General features: G+C 68.8%; 12 protein-coding genes. 2 read left to right on the top strand and 10 right to left on the bottom strand.

Annotation, left to right across the window (positions count from 1 at the left end; genetic code table 11):
- Positions 1-46: 46 nt before the first annotated feature.
- Positions 47-619, top strand: coding sequence for a hypothetical protein (locus FD678_RS19810; RefSeq protein WP_140727971.1), 573 nt, complete (start codon positions 47-49; stop codon positions 617-619).
- Positions 620-926: 307 nt separating this feature from the next.
- Here the strand turns inward: FD678_RS19810 and FD678_RS19805 are convergent, their stop codons facing one another.
- The 10 genes from FD678_RS19805 to FD678_RS19760 all read right to left on the bottom strand — a co-directional run bounded on the left by FD678_RS19805 (position 927) and on the right by FD678_RS19760 (position 14,625).
- The gene (locus tag FD678_RS19805) at positions 927-1,715 is read right to left on the bottom strand and encodes a nucleotidyltransferase domain-containing protein (RefSeq protein ID WP_140727970.1); all 789 of its coding nucleotides are present in this window, start codon (positions 1,713-1,715) and stop codon (positions 927-929) included.
- Positions 1,716-1,844: 129 nt separating this feature from the next.
- Positions 1,845-2,399, bottom strand: a complete 555-nt coding sequence (locus tag FD678_RS19800; protein ID WP_140727969.1) for a GNAT family N-acetyltransferase — start codon at positions 2,397-2,399, stop codon at positions 1,845-1,847.
- 75 nt (positions 2,400-2,474) lie between these two features.
- Positions 2,475-2,732, bottom strand: coding sequence for a YjhX family toxin (locus FD678_RS19795; protein WP_140727968.1), 258 nt, complete (start codon positions 2,730-2,732; stop codon positions 2,475-2,477).
- A 320-nt stretch (positions 2,733-3,052) separates the two neighbouring features.
- Positions 3,053-3,763 carry a class I SAM-dependent methyltransferase gene (locus FD678_RS19790; protein WP_372237541.1) on the bottom strand — a complete coding sequence of 237 codons (711 nt, stop codon included), beginning with the start codon at positions 3,761-3,763 and terminating at the stop codon, positions 3,053-3,055.
- Between the two features lie 34 nt (positions 3,764-3,797).
- On the bottom strand, positions 3,798-4,835 hold the full coding sequence (locus FD678_RS19785; RefSeq protein WP_140727967.1) for an SMP-30/gluconolactonase/LRE family protein: 1,038 nt from the start codon (positions 4,833-4,835) through the stop codon (positions 3,798-3,800).
- Positions 4,836-4,994: 159 nt separating this feature from the next.
- Positions 4,995-6,137 (bottom strand): endo-1,4-beta-xylanase, encoded by a 1,143-nt coding sequence (locus FD678_RS19780; RefSeq protein ID WP_140727966.1) that lies wholly within the window; start codon positions 6,135-6,137, stop codon positions 4,995-4,997.
- Positions 6,138-6,203: 66 nt separating this feature from the next.
- Entirely contained in the window at positions 6,204-8,918 is a 2,715-nt protein-coding gene (gene galB, locus FD678_RS19775) for a beta-galactosidase GalB (RefSeq protein ID WP_140727965.1), read from the bottom strand.
- A gap of 207 nt (positions 8,919-9,125) precedes the next feature.
- Complete coding sequence (gene uxaC, locus FD678_RS19770) at positions 9,126-10,544, bottom strand: glucuronate isomerase (RefSeq protein WP_140727964.1); 1,419 nt, start codon at positions 10,542-10,544, stop codon at positions 9,126-9,128.
- 66 nt (positions 10,545-10,610) lie between these two features.
- The gene (locus tag FD678_RS19765; RefSeq protein WP_140727963.1) at positions 10,611-13,226 is read right to left on the bottom strand and encodes a glycosyl hydrolase 115 family protein; all 2,616 of its coding nucleotides are present in this window, start codon (positions 13,224-13,226) and stop codon (positions 10,611-10,613) included.
- Between the two features lie 94 nt (positions 13,227-13,320).
- Entirely contained in the window at positions 13,321-14,625 is a 1,305-nt protein-coding gene (locus FD678_RS19760; RefSeq protein WP_140727962.1) for an MFS transporter, read from the bottom strand.
- A gap of 402 nt (positions 14,626-15,027) precedes the next feature.
- On the opposite strand from FD678_RS19760, the gene FD678_RS19755 reads away from it, so the two are divergent.
- On the top strand, positions 15,028-17,940 hold the full coding sequence (locus FD678_RS19755) for a TonB-dependent receptor (RefSeq protein ID WP_218569892.1): 2,913 nt from the start codon (positions 15,028-15,030) through the stop codon (positions 17,938-17,940).
- The last annotated feature ends 34 nt before the right edge of the window (positions 17,941-17,974 follow it).

Genomic DNA, 17,974 nt, shown 5'->3' with positions numbered 1-17,974 from the left:
TCGTCTGCCGTTATTCGTCAGATGTTTCACAAGGATCTCGACAATCATGAGCTGGATGCCAACTGCCCCAACCGACAACCTCTATAAGTTCTCGGCCTTGTGGGGCCTGCGAATGCTTCTGGGATTATTATTGTTCTTCGCTTGGCTTATCTCCATCCAAATGCAGATCGAGAAGGAGATGGACTCGGCGCAGCACTACTACCGGTCTGCAATGATCCTTCCAGACATAGAGCAACGGCTCGATGCACTGAAACAAGGGAAAGTCAACGAGCACAGATTAGCCTGGGCACTACCTCATTGGACGCCTCAGGATGAGAGAGTGATCCTAGAAATAGCAGCTAAGAGGCATCGTCAATCCATGGCTGCATCTAAATCGATCATGGATCAGAAAGCTGGAGAAGCACTTGCATATCTCAGACGACTCGATGTCTTGCTGATCGGCTTCATCTACATTGTTCTCGCAACAGGACTGTTCGTGTTCGGTTTCATGCGATGGAAGCGGAAACTGCACGATGTTGAAGGGAAGTTGCGTGACGCTGAGCTGACGATGCGGGAGCTCGGCATCGAGAAGCTCCGCATCGAGATCGCTCAGTTACGCCGGAGCGGCCGCAGGTCATGAATTAACTCAACTGGAAAGGAATGGTTCCTGGTTGACTTATTCTCCAAGAGCCGGTGCCGGTTCGCAGGAAGCCCTTGACGAGAGGGCAGCGCAACAGTCCCTTCAGGGTCGGCAGAAGACCCATTGTTCCGCTGACAGCCTCCGTCCATGCGACGCGTAGGCCACCTGGCCCTCAAGGGTGAAGCCGATGCGATACGACTCCACGCCGGGAAACCCGCCTGCCGCGGTGGCGCTGTCTCCTTTCCGGGAGACAGCAGCAGGCGACCGCGATGACAGCAGCGTGGCGTTCCAGCGTGCGCGGCGGCGCTCAGGCGATCTTGGCGAGATAGCCCAGCAGCGCTTGCGGCATCTGCCCGACCGCTTCGCGCGGGGGCGCGTCCTGGCGCAGGTCCACGTACATGTCCGTCGCCGCCATGTAGGCGTTGCGCACCGATGCCGCATCGAGGGCCGCCACCGTTTCCGCCAGCCTTCCGGCGTGGAGCGCATCGAGCGATTCGATCCGGCGCACGCCGCGCTGCGGGCACCCCGCGCGCCGGTGCAGCAGTGGTCCCAGGACCTGTTCGCGGAAGAACGCGAGCATCCCGAGGGCCTCGTACAGTTCGCCGCGGGCCAGCTTGGCCGCTCCGTAGTGCAGCCATATCCACGCCCGCTGCTCGAACCAGTCCGGCGAGGCGTTGGGCCACGCGATCGAGGCCGCGTCGAGCCGGGCCTCGATCCAGGCCGGATCGCGCGCGAACAATACCGCCGGGCGCTCCACGCGCCGGTCCAGGTCCGACGCGGTGACGAATTTCAGGTCCACGTGGATCAGCGGCGGGCCGTAAAGGCAGATCAGGAGCCTGGGCTCCCCGACGTGCTCGCCGGTGAACGCCGCGAGCAACCCGCCCACCTTCTCGGCGAACCGGCGCCGCGACGCCATGACGTCCTCGTACTTGTCCTCTTCGACCAGGACCACGAAATCCAGGTCCGAATGCTCGTCGAAGCCGCCGTGGACGTACGAACCGCCGGCCAACAATGCGGCCAGCCTGTCGTCGCGCTCCACTTCGCGGCGGACCCTCTCCACGAACTCCGCATGCAACTCGGGCAATGTGCTGGGCATAGCGATTCTCCAAGCCAGCAGGCCAGATTAATCCGGTGCAGGCCAGGCGCACAAGCGCGCTCCCGGCCAGCGGGCCGCCGTCGAACAAGGATGCGAACCGCGTCATGCGGTCCGCATCCGGGCTGGCGGCTACTCCGTTGCCGAGAACGCCGCGTGGTACGACACCTCGCCGCGCGGGATGCCGTGCCCGAGCGGCAATGCCTGGAAATACCGCGCCGGTACGCCGGGCAGCGAAAGGTCCGGCCAGGTCTTGAAACCGAAGCGCGCGTAGTAACCAGGATCCCCGAGCACCACGCAGCCTCGGCTCTTCAGCCGTCTCAGCCGGTCGAGCGCGGCGCAGACCAAGGCCGAACCTACGCCTTGCCTTTGCCAGCGCGGGTGCACCGATAGTGGTCCGAGGCCATGCCAGTCCGCCTCCCCCGTCGAGAGGCCCACGGGAGAGATTGCGACATGACCGATCAGCTCAGGGCCATGGGTTGCGACGAGCGAAACCGCCAGCCGGTCCGCACGCCTCAGCGCGGCGACGATGAACTGCTCGGTGCCGCTCGAATGCGTCGCTTGCATGAAGGCCAGCCGCGTCAGGATGCCGATGGCATCGGCATCCTTTGCCGCCTCGTCGCGGATGCTCACGCCAGGATTCGAGCCAAGGTGCGGCTGTGTGGTGGTGTCATGATTCGATGTCATGGAAAGGACTCTCGATAGTGGCCACGGCGACAGCGCGGATCGCGTACGACCATCGCGCCGGCGCGATGGCGATGGTCAACGGTTGTCGAGTTGCGGCCGGACCGCTCTCAGGCCCGCCGCATTGATGCGGTAGGGCTTGCTCGATACCGAGCTTATGAGGCGCTTGGACTTGAGTTTCTTGAAGACGGCAAGCGTGCAGTCCGCGAGGACGTACCCGTCGATGGTGCGGCATTCGACCGCGACGACGCGCCCCGCCTCGTCTCGATGGTGGGCGATGGCGCCGCCCTTGGCGAGCACGTGCAGTGTCCGCTGCTCCGATCTGGAGATATTCATTGGGTGCTGGACTCATCCGAATAGGCAAAAACGGACGGACACGTCGTGCCCGCCCACGGATTCGCTTATCGATAACCGGCCGACCGGAACGGTCGGCATACGGTTATCGGATGGTCACAAGCTCCAACATACGCGCTCTTCCGGACGGCCTCGGGCCGTCGACCAGGAAAACGGATTGGGCCACACCGGACGGCGGCCGGTCAACGGCATGGCGCGGTGCCATGAGGCCGTGCGATGCAGGAGTGACATGGGCTACCGCCGATAACGGCCCCCGATCCATCGCTCGCGATGGCGACCCTCGCGGAAGGCCTACGCGCCGCTCACCCCGGCACGTAGGCCACCCAGCCCTTGAAGGTGAAGCCGGCGTAGAACAGTTCCACGTCGCGAAAACCCGCCTGCTGCAGCAACGCGACCTCCTGCTCGGGCGACAGCAGCGGCAGGCGCGCGCCCATGGCCTCGATCGCCGCCCTGGCGTTGGAGGCGGGGATGCCGGAGGCGACCGCGAAGGCGGCATAGCGTTCCAGCCAGCGCGTCTTGTCCGGACCGGACTGGGGGAAGCTGTGGTGCGCGAGGACCAGCGGTGCGCCAGGCTTGAGCCGTCGTTTCAACTCGACGAGCGTGTGCAACCGCTGCTCCGCCGGCAGGAAGTGCAGGGTCAGCAGGCAGGTCGCGCCGTCGAACAGGTCGTGCGGGGCATCGTCGATATGGCCTTCGAGCAGTTCCGCATGCCCGGCGAGCGGGCCCAGCGTGGCCCGTGCCAATTGCAGCATCTCCGCGGACGGGTCCACGCCCAGCAGGCGCCAGCCCGGCCGCGCCTGCGCAAAGGCCTTCAGTTCCAGCCCGCCTCCGGCGCCGAGCACCAGGACGTGGCCGTCGTCGGGTACGCGCTCGGCCAGCAGCAGGGTCGTCATCCGGTGCAGGGCATCCAGCCCCGGCACCTGGCGGGTGGGGCCCTCGGCATAGCGGGCGACGGCGTCGGGATCGGAGAACGAGAACAAGGCAGGCTCCAGCGGCGATGCGATGCCGTCCATGCTATCGCGTCGCCGGCATGTACCGGTCTACAGATCAGTCGGTGCCGAACCCCAGGCCGGTGGCGAGTACCCGCACGCGGGCGAGGAACGCGCCGGAGGTCATGTAGAGCGAATGGCCGTCGTCGCCGAAGGCGCAGTTGGAGATCGCGCCGCCGGTCTCGATGCGGCCGAGGCGCTTGCCGTCCGGGCCGAACACGATCACGCCGCCGGGACCGGTGGCGAACAGGCGGCCGTCGCTCGCCACGGCCATGCCGTCGGGCAACCCGGGCACGTCCTTGCCGGCCAGGTCCGAGGCGTCGGCGAACACGCGCCTGGAGACGACCCCACCCTTGGCATCGAGCGTGTAGGCCATCCAGATCGGGCGTGCCGGATCGGAGTTGGAGACGTACAGGGTGCGTTCGTCGGGCGAGAGCGCGATGCCGTTCGGGTAGGTCAGGCTGTCGTCCAGCAGATGCACGCTGCCGTCCCCGTCGAGGCGGTAGACGCCGTTGAACGGCAGTTGCTTGGCCTTGGATTCGTTCCCGTCCTTCAGGCCATAGGGCGGATCGGTGAAGAACGCCACGCCGTCGCGGCGGCGGACCACGTCGTTGGGGCTGTTGAAGCGCTTGCCCTGGAACCGGCTCGCCAGCACCGTCTTGCGCTTGGTGGCCGGATCGAGGCGGGCGAGGCTGCGGCTGCCGGAGTCGGCCAGCAGCACGCCGCCGTCGGGCTCGGGATACAGGCCGTTGGCGCCGGGTTCGCGCAGGGTGTCCAGCTCGGGACCGGTGTAGCCGGACGGCGACAGGAACACCGACAGGCCGTCGCGCTGCGACCAGCGGTAGAGCTTGTTCTCGGGCACGTCGGTGAACAGCAGGTAGCCGCCCTTGCGGACCCAGGCCGGGCCTTCGGACCAGGTGAAGCCTTCGGCCAGCTTCTCGATGCGCGCATCGGGCGCGACCGCATCGCGGAAGGCAGGATCGAACGTGGTCAGGCGGCCGAGCGCGGCGGCAGGCGCCGCCGGCGTGTCGGCCTGCGCGCAGGCGGCCAGCGCCAGGAAGGAAACGGCCAGCAGGAGGCGGGGCAACGTACGCATCGTCGGGGTCCGTGGTTGCGAGGGGGCAATGATGCCATCCGGTGGGTGGGCTGAGCCTCTGTTCGCGATGTGGGTGGGTGCTGCAGGAGAAGCCTGCCCCACCCTCGCCTGCTTTGCGCGCGCTCCCTCTCCCGCCTGCGGGAGAGGAACCGGGACGTGCTATCGGCCTCCGCCCTGCGGCACGGCGAGCACGGCTTCCAGCGCGGGCTTGGGTTGGCGTTGCCGGTCGAACAGCAGCGGATAGTTGGTGCGGCCCGGCACCGGATAGTCGTTCTTCCACGACATGCCGTCGTGCACGCCCCAGACGCTGACGCGCGCGATCGCGTCGCGCTTGCGATGGAACAGCGCGAACAGCTCGGCGTAGCGCCGCGCCAGCTGCCGCTGCACGTCGTCGGGCAGGCCGCGCGGCCATGGATCGAGATAGCGCTTGAACTCCGGCAGCTGGAACTGCGGGTGTTCCATCACCGTGCCGACGACCTGGCCCTCGCGGGTCAGCGGCAGCACGTCGATGTCCAGCTCGGTGATCATCACCTTGACGCCCAGCGCGGCGTAGGCGTCGATGGCGGCCTCGATGTCCTGCAGGCTCGGGTAGTCCAGGCCCCAATGGCCCTGCATGCCGATGCCGTCGATGCGGATGCCGGCGGCCTGCAGCATCTTCACCATGCGCACGATGCCGTCGCGCTTGGCCGGACGCCAGGCGTTGAAGTCGTTGTAGTAGAGCTCGGTACCGGGCGCGGCGCGCGCGGCGGCCTCGAAGGCGGTGCGCACCACGGTGTCGCCGTCGCCCACGCTGCGGGTCCAGACGGTGTCGCGGTACTTGCCGTCCTCGTCCATGATCTCGTTGACCACGTCCCATGCATCGACCCGCCCGGCATAGCGGCCGGCGACCTTGGCGATGTAGTCGCGCATGCGCTGCAGCTGCGCCTGCGGCGTGTTGGGTCTTCCCGCGGCATCCCGGAAGAACCAGTCCGGAGTCTGGTTGTGCCAGACCAGCGTGTGGCCGACCACGAACATGCCCTGGCGCTTGCCGTAGTCGACGAACGCGTCGGCCGCGGCGAAGTCGTAGACGTCGGGGCGCGGATGGATCACCTCGACCTTCATCACGTTCTCGGCGGTGATCGCGTTGAAGTGGCGCGATACCAGCGCGGCGCTCGCCGCGTCCTCGCCGGAGACGATCTGCGCGTTGACGGCAGTGCCGACCAGGAAATCGTCGGCATAGGCCTGCTTGAGCGAACCGGCGTCCGCGGCTCGCGCGCCGGCCGAGGCGATCAACAGGACCATCGATGCGATTACGTGTTTCATTCGGTTCTCCTCGTGGGACTCCCGCCATCGCCGCCGTACAGGCCGAACGACGGCAAGGCAGGTACATCAACGGACGACATCCACCGGCACCGCCGCGCCCTGCACGCCATCGGCGCTCACGCGCAGCGTCGCCGGGCCCGACGCGCCGGGCCGCCCGCGCACGATCGCCAGCGCCAGCCCGCCGAACGCCGCGCGCTCGCGCGAGGGGAACGGGGTCATGTCGGTCGGATCGCCGTTGTCGGTGGCGACGATCTCGCCCGCGCCCTCGATGTCGAAGCGCAGGCGCAGGTTCGCGGTCGGCACCGGCGTGCCATGCGCATCCAGGACGCGTACCGTCGCGAACGCCAGGTCGCGGCCGTCGCCCTGGATCGCATCGCGGTCGACGCTGAGCGCCAGCCGGGCCGGCGCGCCGGCGGTGCGCACGCTGTCGCTCGCCCACGGCTTGCCGTGCCTGTACGCCTGCACGCGCAATTCGCCGGGCTGGTAGACCACCTTGTCCCAGCGCAACCGGTATTCGTACGGCGCCTTCTTCTTGCGTCCCTGCGAGACGCCGTTGACGAACAGCTCGGCCTCGTCGCCCGAGGTGAACACGTGCACCGGCGTGACCTGCCCCTCGCGACCGGGCCAGGTCCAGTGCGGCAGCAGGTGCGCCATCGGCAGATCCGGGCGCCAGCGCGACTGGTACAGCCAGTAGCGATCCTTGGGGAATCCGGCCAGGTCGACGATGCCGGAGTACGAGCTGCGCGCGCTGTAGTACGGGGTCGGTTCGCCCAGGTAGTCGAAGCCGGTCCAGACGAACTCGCCCGCCACGAACGGGTGCCGGTCCAGCGTGGCGAACACCTTGTCGGCGGTGGAGCCGAAGTCCACCGCGTGCAGCTCATAGGCGCTGACCTGGCGGCTCGCCGGATCGCCGCCGCGGCCATCGCGCACCGGCGCGCTGGCCAGCGGCGACACCGGGAACAGGTACACGCCGCGGCTGCTCAGCGCCGAGGCGGTCTCGCTGCCGATGATCGCCTTGCCCGGGAACGCTCTGTGGAAGGCAGGGTATTGCGGCGGCGTGCGGATGCGGTCGGTGCCCTCGAACTCCGGCTCCTGGCGGATGCCCTCGCCCTGGTAGTTGAGGCTGACCAGGTCGAACGCGGCGGCGAACGGCATGTCCGGCTTGGCCCAGTTCATCGAGGCGGTGGTCGGCCGGGTCGGGTCCTCCTCGCGCGCGATCGCGCCCAGGCGCCGGCCGATCGCCGCGCCGGCCTCGCCGGTGTACTGCTCGCCGACCTCGTTGCCCACGCTCCAGGCGACCACGGAAGGATGGTTGCGGTCGCGGCGCACCATCGCGCGCAGGTCGGGCTCGTGCCAGTCGGGGAAGACCAGGTGGAAATCCAGCGGCGTCTTGCGGCGCTCCCAGCTGTCGAACACCTCGTCGATCACCAGCAGGCCCATCGCATCGGTCAGCTCGAGCAACTGCGGATCGGGCGGGTTGTGCGCCATGCGGATCGCGTTGGCGCCCATGCGCTGCAGGATCTCCAGCTGGCGCTGCGCGGCGCGCCGGTTGAACGCAGCGCCGAGCGCGCCGAGGTCGTGGTGCATGTTCACGCCCTGCAGCGGCACGCGCTCGCCGTTGACGATCAAGCCCCGCTGCGCATCGAACCGGAGCGTGCGGATGCCGAAGCGGGTCTCGTAGCGATCGACGACGCGGCCGTCGCGGGTCAGCGTGGTGACGGCGAGATAGCGGTTGGGCCGCTGGTTCGGCGGTGGTCCCCACAGGCGCGGCTTGTCGATGCGCGTGGCGGTCTCCACGTAGGCGCCGCGCTCGCCGGCGGCCAATGCCAGGCGCGCGCGCGGGATGCGCGCGACGGCCGCGGCGCTCGCCTTGCCGTCCGCATCGAGCGCGAAGATCTCGGTATCCACGAAGACCTGCGCATCCTCGCGGCCGTCGTTGTCGACCGCCACGCGCAGCTCGACGGTGGCGGCCTGCGCGGAGGCCTCCGGCGTGGTGACCTGGGTCCCCCAGTGCGCGACGTGCACCGGCGCCGTGGTGGTCAGCCATACGTCGCGATACAGGCCGCCACCGGGATACCAGCGTGCGGATTCCGGCGGGTTGTCCAGGCGGATCGCCAGCTGGTTGCGGCCGCCGAAGTTCACGTACGGCGTCAGGTCCAGGCGCCAGCCGTTGTAGCCATACGGCCAGCCGCCGACCAGGTGGCCGTTGAGCCAGACCGTGGCGTACGACATCGCGCCGCCGACATCGAGGAACACCGAGCGGCCCGCGGCAGCGGCGGGGATGTCCAGCGTGCGCCGGTACCAGCCCACGCCCCAGCTCGGCAGCCGGCCCATGCCGCCGTACGGACCTTCGGCGAGGAACGGCCCGGCGATGGCCCAATCGTGCGGCAAGCTCACCGGCGTCCAGCCGCTGTCGTCGAAACCGGCCTGGACGAAACTCACGTCGCGGCCGGGATCGCCGGGCGGACGCACGTGGCGGCGCGCGGGATCGGCGATCAGGGGATTGGCGGTGGGCAGGATCCATGGCTTGAGCACCGGCCGCGTCGCCCGCACCTGCGCGGCGGCCTCCGGGCGCGCATCGGCGTCCTTGCCGTCGACGTTCCGCCCGGTCTCGGGCCGCACGTCGTAGTCGAGCCTGCCCTCGATGCCGGGCGGGTCGCCGCGATGGAAACGCCAGCCGGTGTCGAGCAGGACGCGCTCGCGCGGCGCCTGCGCCTGGGCATTCGGCATGGGCGCCAGCGATGCGAGCACAAGCGCGAGCAGGCACGTCGGCGACCTCATGTTTCCATCCCTCGAATCTCTGTTATCCGCCTGATTACCCGCAGGAGCGGTTTTGGTCGCGATGAGGCTTTCTCATTTGAGCCCCTGCACATGGATGTGCAGGCTGTTGCAGAAGGAGCTGCATGAAAGCCCCTTCGCGGCTGATGGCCCTAGGCCACCTAGACCCGCTCCCACAAGAAGCCGCTCCTGCCGTCCTTCGATGCGATCTCACAGCCGATAGGCCCGCTTCGGCAGCCGGTAGGCCAGGTCGACGGCGACCTCGGCCGCTTCGTCCTCGTCGAGCCGGTGCTCGGCCACCAGCTTGGCGAGCACCGCGCAGTCGATGCGGCGCGCGACGTCGTGCCGCGCCGGGATCGACAGGAACGCGCGCGTGTCGTCGTTGAAGCCGACCGTGTTGTAGAAGCCGGCGCTGCTCAGGGTCTGCTCGCGGAAACGCCACATGCCTTCCGGCGCATCGTGGAACCACCAGGCCGGGCCGAGCAGCAGGCTCGGGTAATGGCCGGCCAGCGGCGCCAGCTCGCGCGAATAGGTGCTCTCGTCGAGCGTGAACAGGATCAGCTTGAACGCGGGTTCGTTGCCGAAGCGGTCGAGCAGCGGCTTGAGCGCCTGCACGTACTCGGTGCGCAACGGGATGTCCGCGCCCTTGTCGCGGCCGTAGCGCGCGAACAGGCCGCGATTGTGATTGCGGAAGCAGCCCGGGTGGATCTGCATCACCAATCCGTCGTCCAGGCTCATCGCCGCCATCTCGGTCAGCACCTGGGCCCGGAACAGCTCGGCCTCGGCGGCGTCGAAATCGCCGCGCACGATCTTGGCGAACAGCGCGCGCGCCTGCGCCGGCGGCAGGTCGGCGGTGGCGCAGCTGGGATGGCCATGGTCGGTGGAGGTCGCGCCCATCGAGGCGAAGAACGCGCGTCGCTGGCGATGCGCGCGCAGGTAGCCGTCCCAGTCGTGCACGTCCTCGCCGGTCAACTCGCCGAAGCGGCGCAGCGCATCCGGGAACCGCTCGTGCTCCGGGTCGACCACCGGGTCCGGCCGGTATGCGGTGATCACGCGGCCCTTCCAGCCGCTGTCGCGGATCGCGGCGTGGTGCCGCAGCTCGTCCAGCGGCGACTCGGTGGTGGCGATGACCTCGATGTTGAAGCGCTCGAACAACGCCCGCGGGCGGAACGCCGGCGTCTGCAGCGCCGCGGTGATGGTGTCGTAGTAGCGATCGGCGCTGCCGGCATCCAGCCGCACGTCCAGCCCGAACACGTCCACGAACACGTGGTTGAGCCACATCGAGGACGGCGTGCCGCGGAACAGGTGGTAGTGCTCGGCGAACGCCCGCCACGCCGCACGCGGATCGACCGCGGCACGCGAACCGTCGGCACGCGGGATGCCGAGCGCATCCAGGTCCACGCCCTGGCTGTACAGCATGCGGAACACGTAGTGGTCCGGCACCAGCAGCAGCTCGGTCGCATCGGCGAACGGCGCGTCCTCGGCGAACCAGGCCGGATCGGTATGCCCGTGCGGACTGACGATCGGCAACCGCGCGACCTGCGCATACAGGCGGCGGGCGATGCCGCGCTGGACCGGATCGGAAGGAAACAGGCGGTTCTCGTCGAGATGGAGGGGCTTGGCGTTCATTCGGGGCATCGTCGCATGTCGGTCCGTCGTCCCGGGCAGGGCCCTGACGGGAACGGGAAGGGAAGGTCAGCGTTCCGGACTCTCCGGCGCACCGAGGTGGCTGTCGTCGCGCGCGCCGCCGCGCAGCACTTCCACGCGCTGGAACACCACGCCCGGGTCGATCCGCCACAACCTGAGGGTCTGCGCCCCGGCCGCGGCGCGATGGCGGGTCACGGCTACGTAGGCGCGCTCGGACACCGCTCGGGTCCAGGCGACCTTGGCCGGCGTGTCGGCACCGGTGGGAGCGGGCTCGAGCGCCATGCGCACCACCTGCGGCGGTTCGTCGCCGAGGGAGACGCCGAAGCGCAGGCCCTCGCCGCCGCGGAAATCGAGCGTCGGCGACACGGTCACGCGCACCTCGACCTCGCCGGCGCCGCGCAGCCACAACGGGTACTCCAGGCGCGGGCCATCGGCCGACAGCGGCGACTCCGGCGCCGTCTGCGGCCAGGAAGTCACGCCGGACAGGGTGCGTCCCAGGTTCGGGATCGTGATCCAGTCCACGCCGTCGCCGCCCACGGCGCGCGCATGGTGCTCGGCCTCGACCGCGACGATGCCGTGGCACTCGACGAAGCCTCGCGCCTGCGGCGGGATCGCGCATGCCGGCACGGCCGGTGCCACGGCCGGCGGGGCCGCCGCGGCCTTCGCGTCCACCCGCTGCACCGCCGGCGGCACGTTGCGGTCAGGCTGCTGCCAGCTCGTGTAGCCGATGCGGGGCTGCGACATCATGTGCCGCCATTTGCCGCCGGCGATGTCCTGTTCGTAGCGGCGCTGCAGCTCCGCATCGCGCTCGAAGCGTCGCTGCACCTCGTCGGCCCAGTGGTTGGCCGAGGCCAGTCCCAGCGCGGCGTCGCGCCGGTTGCGGGCCTGGGCGATGTACATCGCATCGAGGTTCGACAGCGCCAGCACCGGGTACTCGACCAGCTGGAAGAACGCATCATGGGCGTCGGCCGGAAGTTCGCGCTTCACCGCGTCCATGCGGGCGATCAGTGCGTTCCATTCGGCCTCGATGCGGTCGGCCTCGCCGCTGGCCAGGTCCCAGGTGGTGGCATCGGTCAGTTCCGGCGTGCGGCGGGCGCTGTACTGCGCATAGCGGGTCAGGATCTCCCCGATCGCCTCGGCATGGCGCTCGCCGAACTGCGCGGCGGCCCAGCGCGCCGGATAGGCGACCAGCCGGTCCAGGGTCATCGCCTCGGGCTTCCATGCCTGATCGAGGAAGAAGCTGATCGGCCACTCCATCGGCTTCAGGTCGCCGACGTTGACCACCCACAGCTGCCGCACGCCATGCGACCAGGCCAGGTTCATCTGTTCCCAGGTGCGTTCGATCTGCGTGGTGTTGAGCCACTTGTAGTTGCGCGGAGTGCCGACGTAGTCGAAGTGGTAGTACACACCGTAGCCGCCCGCCCGCATCTCGCCCGGCTTCGGCAGGCGGCGGAGGTTGCCCCAGTTGTCGTCGGCGAACAGCAGGGTCACGTCGTCGGGCACCTGCATGCCCTGGTCGTAGTAGTCCTGCACCTCCTTGTACAGCGCCCACACCTGCGGGGTCCGTTCGGCCGGCTTGCCGGTGACCTCGGCGAGGATGCGGCGCTGGTCGGCGACGATGCCCTCCAGCAGGGAGATCGCGGTGCCCTCGGACATCGGTTCGTCGCCATCGCCGCGCATGCCCAGGGTGACCACGCCTTCGCGGTCGCCCATGCGCTCGATGCCCTTGCGCCAGAACGCCTGCAGCGCCTCGCGGTTGCGGGTGTAGTCCCAGGGCCCGCCGCCGTAGCGCTTCCACTCCACGTGCGCGCGCATCATCGGCTCGTGGTGGCTGGTGCCGACCACCACGCCGTACTCGTCGGCCAGCTCGGCATTGCGAGGGTCGTCGTCGTAGAAGGCGCGCCCCCACATCGCCGGCCACAGGTAGTTGCCCTTCTGCCGCAGGAGCAACTGGAACACGCGCTCGTAGAAGCGGTGGTTGGGGCCGCCGTAGGTCGCCTTCATCCAGCCGCCCAGCGCCGGGTCCTCGTCGTTGATGAAGATGCCGCGATAGCGCACCGCCGGCGCATCGGCGAAGCGGCCGGGCGCCACGTACGCCGCGGCTTTCCTCGGCACGGGCACATCGGCCCACCACTGCCAGGGCGACACGCCGAGCCGGCGCGACAGCTCGTAGAGGCCGAAGATGGTGCCGCGCTTGTCGGCGCCGGCGATCAGCAGCGCGCGTTCGATTCCCGGTTCCGGGTTTTCCACCACTTGCAGCAGATAGGCTTCCCATCGCCCGGCCACGCCGCGCGTGTCGATGTTCCTCTCGCGCACGATGCGGTCCACGCGCGGGCTGCGGCCCAGCGTGCCGGCGATGATCGCGGCAGGCAGCGGCGCGGCGGTGTCGTTGGCGAACACCGCTTCCAGGCCGGCGACGTTGGACAGATCGTCGCGCAGGTCGCGCGCGGCGCGCAGCACGCCCGGGAAATCGCCCGCGTCGGCAAGGACCGCGACCGGATGGCCGCGCTCGATCAACGGCAGCGCGCCGGCGACGGCGCGCTCGCATACCGCGGCCGGTTCGTTGCAGCGGGCTTCGTCGGGCGCTGCCGCCTGCGCGGGCGGCGCCCACGAGGCGAACGCGAGCGGGAGCAAAGCGAGTATCCAGGCGCGGTAGGCAGGCATCGTCATCTCGGAAAGTCGTCCCTCGTTCCCGCAGGGGCGGCGCGCGCCGCGACAGGACCTTCCTCATCGCGGCACGTGCCGTTCCTGCGCATGTTCATCGCGCTTCCAGCCGCGCCGGTTCCAGCGCCGGCGCCAACGCGTGCACCACCAGCAGCGCGAGCAGGTAGGCCGATCCCGCCATCAGGAACACCGGCACGTAGCTGCCCGTGGTTTCCAGCAGGAAGCCGGTGAAGGTGGCGATCATCATGCCGCCCACCGCCCCGGCGAACCCGCCGATGCCGACGACGGAAGCCACCGCGTGGCGCGGGAACATGTCCGAGGTCAGCGTGAACACGTTGGCCGACCAGCCCTGGTGGCCGGCGGTCGCCAGCCCGATCAGCAGCACCGCCACCCACAGGTCGTCGGCCCTGGCGGCGAACACGATCGGCACCACGCACAGCGCGCACACCAGCATCGCCCCCTTGCGCGCGCGGTTGACGCTCCAACCGCGCTTGATGAAGCGCCCGGCGAGCCAGCCTCCGGCGATGCTGCCCACGTCCGCCAGCAGGAAGATCGCCACCAGCGGCAAGCCCAGGCCCAGCAGGCTGAGGCCGTACTCGGCGTGCAGGAACTTGGGCAGCCAGAACAGGAAGAACCACCAGATCGGGTCGGTGATGAACTTGGCGGCGACGAACGCCCAGGCCTGGCGGTGGCGCAGCAGGCGCGCCCATGGCACGCGCACCGCCGGCTCCGGCGGATCGCTGCGGATGTGCGCCAGCTCCTCCGCCGACAGCCGCGGGTGCCGTTCCGGCGCGCGATACAGCAGCAGCCAGGCGACCAGCCAGGTCGCGCTCAACAGGCCCGTGCACAGGAACGCCGCCTGCCATCCCCAGGCCACCGCCACCACCGGCACCAGCAGCGGGGCGACGATGGCCCCGATGTTGGAGCCCGAGTTGAAGATGCCGGTGGCCAGCGCGCGCTCGCGGCGCGGGAACCATTCGGCCACGGTCTTGATCGCGGCCGGGAAATTGCCGGCCTCGCCCAGCCCGAGCATGAACCGCGCCAGCGCGAAGCCCATCACGCTGCCCGCCAGTGCATGGCCCATCGCCGCCAGGCTCCAGACGCCGATCGCGATGGCGTAGCCGACACGAGTACCGAGCCGGTCGATCACCGCGCCGGCGCACAGCAGGCCCAGCGCGTACGCCGCCTGGAAGGCGGTGACGATGTAGCCGTACTCGATCTCGTTCCAGCCGATGTGTTCCTGCAGGAACGGCGCGAGCACGCCGAGCACCTGCCGGTCGATGTAGTTGATGGTGGTCGCGGCCAGCAGCATCGCGCATATGCGCCATCGATAGCGGCCGACGCGCGGCGGCGCCTCGCTCGACCGCACCTCGGCAACACCGCTCGCACGCTGTTCCATCTCGTCTCCCCGGGGGGCGCGGCCGGGCCACGCGTTGATAGCGCTATCACTATCACAGCCACCCTGCGCGGACCATCTGCACTGCAGCGAAGCTGCAGGATCGCAGTCACGTGGTCCGTATGAAGCGACGGCGAGGATCGCGATTTCCGTCGCGCATGCCGTCGATATCGGTTTTCCCGGGGATTTTCGTCCTTGCGTCCAGGCGGCTCATGGCAGCGCTGTCATTCCCCGGTCGCGGCAGCCCCGGCGATCGCGTTTGCTGCTGCGCAGCGTGACGCTCCTGGTGATAGCGCTATCATCCGCCGCACCGTCAAGAGCCGGTTTTTCGGATGCGCGTTGCATCCACGCATAGGGGACATGGGCGGCTCGCGGCACGCAGGTCACCAATCCGGAGGGAGTGAGGTGAAGCAGCACTTGAACGTCAGCGCGCTCGCGCGTGCATTGAGCATTGCGTTGCTCGCCGGCACGAGCGGCCATGTCCTGGCGCAACAGGCGGCACCGGCCGACCAGGCGCAGCCGGCCTCGCCCCCGCCATCCGGCGTCACCGACCTGGACAAGGTGCAGGTCACCGGCTATCGCCGCAGCATCCAGTTCTCCACCGACGCCAAGCGCGATTCGACCGGCTTCACCGATTCGGTGTTCGCCGAGGACATCGGCAAGTTCCCCGACACCAACATCGCCGAGTCGCTCAACCGCATTCCCGGCATCCAGCTCGAACGCGACGTCAACGGCGAGGGCCTGAACATCGCCATCCGCGGCCTGCCCAACAGCTTCACCAAGACCGTGATCAACGGCAACCCGGTCGCCACCGCCTCGATCGGCCTGAACAACCAGAGCCAGAACCGCGAGGTCGACCTCAACCTGTTCCCCACCGAGTTCTTCACCCAGCTCACGGTCAACAAGACGCCCAAGGCCAGCCTGGTCGAAGGCGGCATCTCCGGCGTGGTCGACATGCGCACCGCGCGCCCGTTCGACCGCCCCGGCACGCACCTGACCTACCAGATCCAGGGCAGCTACAACGACATCAGCGACAAGGTCACCCCGCTGGGCTCGGCGATCGGCAGCTGGACCAACAGCGAAGGCACCTTCGGCGTGCTCGTCGGCGTCACCTCCACGCGCGGCAAGATCGGCGTGGAAGGCTACGAGACCGTCGGCTGGACCAATCCCGGCCTCAGCTACACCCAGTGCGGCCTGGCCGCGCCGGCCGGCACGGATCCGAACACCGGCCGCCCGGCCGCGTGCAACGTCGGCGGCGGCGGCAATTGGCTGATCCCCACCACGGTACCGGACAACGCATCGGCCATCGGCGCCGGGCTGACGCCCGGCGCGGTGATCGACAAGGACATGCTGCTGGCGCTGAACCCCGGCCTGAGCATCGACCAGATCAGCGAGGCGCTGATCCCGCGCCTGGGCCGCCCGGTGCACATGTCCGGCGACCGCGACCGCGACGGCGCGATCGCCTCGCTGGAGTGGCGCCCGAACGACCGGATGAACTTCTACCTGGACGCGATGTTCACCAAGGCGCACCGCACCAACGAGCGCATCGACGTCAACCTGGTCGGCCGCAACTTCGCCGCCAACGGCATGATCCCGATCGACATGCAGGTCGACGGCAACGGCGTGGTCACCGACGCCACGTTCGCCAACGCGCAGTTCTTCCTGGAAGCGCGCCCGTACATCGAGGACGTGAAGTACTGGAGCGTCAACCCCGGCGGCACGTTCTGGTTCGGCTCGGACGGCAACGTCAAGCTCGACGTGCAGGCCAACGCCACCCGCAGCTGGATGTTCCGCGAGTCGCCCACCATCCTGGTCAACTCGCCCTACACCACCGTGCAGTACACCAACGACGGCGGCGTGCCGCGCTGGACCACCGACCTGGACCTCAACGATCCCAACATCGGCTGGACCTGGACCGGCGGCCGCGTCAACGTGCAGAACGAGAAGCGCGTGACCGAGACAAAGGGCGCGCGCGCCGACCTGCAGCTCGGCGAGGACAAGCGCAACGTCAAGGTCGGCGTGGCCTACGACGAGAACATGCGCCGCATCCAGGGCTTCGACAACAGCACGGCCTGGCAGACGTACGTGCTGTCGACCGTGTCCGACGCGCAACTGGCGCAGTACCTGCGCCCGGGCCCGTACGGCTTCATCACCGCCGACTTCGACGCCTTCAAGCGCGCCACCGATTACTACCAGTACCGCGACGACGCGCCCGAATCGGCCGGTCCCAACACCGGCGCCTCCACCGGCGGGCTCGAGGAACGCACCTGGGCCGCCTACATCGAGATGAACGGCGAGACCGAGATACTGGACCGCCTGCTGCGCTTCAACGCCGGCGTGCGCTACGCCTCCACCAAGCAGGAGATCAGCGGCCCGGTCACGCTCGGCGGCGTGCGCCGCTGGCAGACCCTGAAGGGCGACTACGACGAGTACCTGCCGTCGTTCAGCGCCGCCTGGGACGTGGCCGACAGCGTGGTGCTGAGGATGTCCGCCTCGCGCGCGATGACCCGGCCCAATCCCAGTTCGATGCTGCCGGCCACCTCGCTCAGCTGGCCGACCGCGGACCTCGCCACGCAGGGCAACCCCAACCTGAAGCCGTACACCTCGACCAACCTCGACCTGGGCGGCGAGTGGTATACCGGCGGCGAAGGCATGGTCGGCCTGACCTTCTTCAACAAGCGCATCGAGGGCTATACCTACCTCGGCACCACCACGATGCCGTTCTCGCAGCTGGGCATCCCCTTCGACGAACTGGACGCGGTCCAGCAGAGCGCGATCAACTCGCGCGGCGGCCCGAACAGCGCGCTGGTGGCGGTCTCGCAGCAGGTCAACGCCAACGCCACGCTCAACGTGCGCGGCTGGGAAGTGATCTGGGTGCAGCCGCTGGACTTCGTGTTCGACGGGCTGGGCATCCAGGCCAACTACACCGACATCAACCTGTCGGCCGACGGCGACGACGCCGACAAGCTCAGCGGCAACCTGTACGGCATCGCGCCCAAGCTGTGGAACGCGACCGCGTACTGGGAGAACAAGGGCTTCTCGGCGCGGGTGTCGTACACGCACACCGACTCGGTGATCGGCACCGGCCCGAACCAGAACGGCATCCCGTACGCGCAGATCATCGGCGAGTCGCGCGGGCAATGGGACATGTCGGCGAGCTACACGCTGCCGTGGATCAAGTCCTCGCCGCAGATCACCCTCAACGTGATCAACATCGCCGGCAAGGCGCGCCGTTCCAACTTCTACTGGGACAACGCGGTCAACGACATCTACGACCCCGGCCGCACCATCATGCTGGGCCTCCGCGGCTCGTTCTAGGATCGACGGCCCCTCTCCGCGGAGAGGGGCTCCC

Source organism: Pseudomonas sp. Hp2, from assembly GCF_006386585.1.
GTDB classification, from domain to species: domain Bacteria; phylum Pseudomonadota; class Gammaproteobacteria; order Xanthomonadales; family Xanthomonadaceae; genus Pseudomonas_S; species Pseudomonas_S boreopolis.
The sequence above is the reverse complement of the archived record's forward strand: the minus strand, read 5'-3'. Positions and strand labels throughout refer to the sequence as shown.

Bases quoted from the DNA above. Each gene is read 5' to 3' on its own strand.
- uxaC (WP_140727964.1), bottom strand. From the start codon at position 10,544: ATGAACGCCAAGCCCCTCCATCTCGACGAGAACCGCCTGTTTCCTTCC.
- FD678_RS19780 (WP_140727966.1), bottom strand. From the start codon at position 6,137: ATGAAACACGTAATCGCATCGATGGTCCTGTTGATCGCCTCGGCCGGC.
- galB (WP_140727965.1), bottom strand. From the start codon at position 8,918: ATGAGGTCGCCGACGTGCCTGCTCGCGCTTGTGCTCGCATCGCTGGCG.
- FD678_RS19800 (WP_140727969.1), bottom strand. From the start codon at position 2,399: ATGACATCGAATCATGACACCACCACACAGCCGCACCTTGGCTCGAAT.
- FD678_RS19765 (WP_140727963.1), bottom strand. From the start codon at position 13,226: ATGCCTGCCTACCGCGCCTGGATACTCGCTTTGCTCCCGCTCGCGTTC.
- FD678_RS19805 (WP_140727970.1), bottom strand. From the start codon at position 1,715: ATGCCCAGCACATTGCCCGAGTTGCATGCGGAGTTCGTGGAGAGGGTC.
- FD678_RS19790 (WP_372237541.1), bottom strand. From the start codon at position 3,763: ATGGACGGCATCGCATCGCCGCTGGAGCCTGCCTTGTTCTCGTTCTCC.
- FD678_RS19810 (WP_140727971.1), top strand. From the start codon at position 47: ATGAGCTGGATGCCAACTGCCCCAACCGACAACCTCTATAAGTTCTCG.
- FD678_RS19760 (WP_140727962.1), bottom strand. From the start codon at position 14,625: ATGGAACAGCGTGCGAGCGGTGTTGCCGAGGTGCGGTCGAGCGAGGCG.
- FD678_RS19785 (WP_140727967.1), bottom strand. From the start codon at position 4,835: ATGCGTACGTTGCCCCGCCTCCTGCTGGCCGTTTCCTTCCTGGCGCTG.
- FD678_RS19795 (WP_140727968.1), bottom strand. From the start codon at position 2,732: ATGAATATCTCCAGATCGGAGCAGCGGACACTGCACGTGCTCGCCAAG.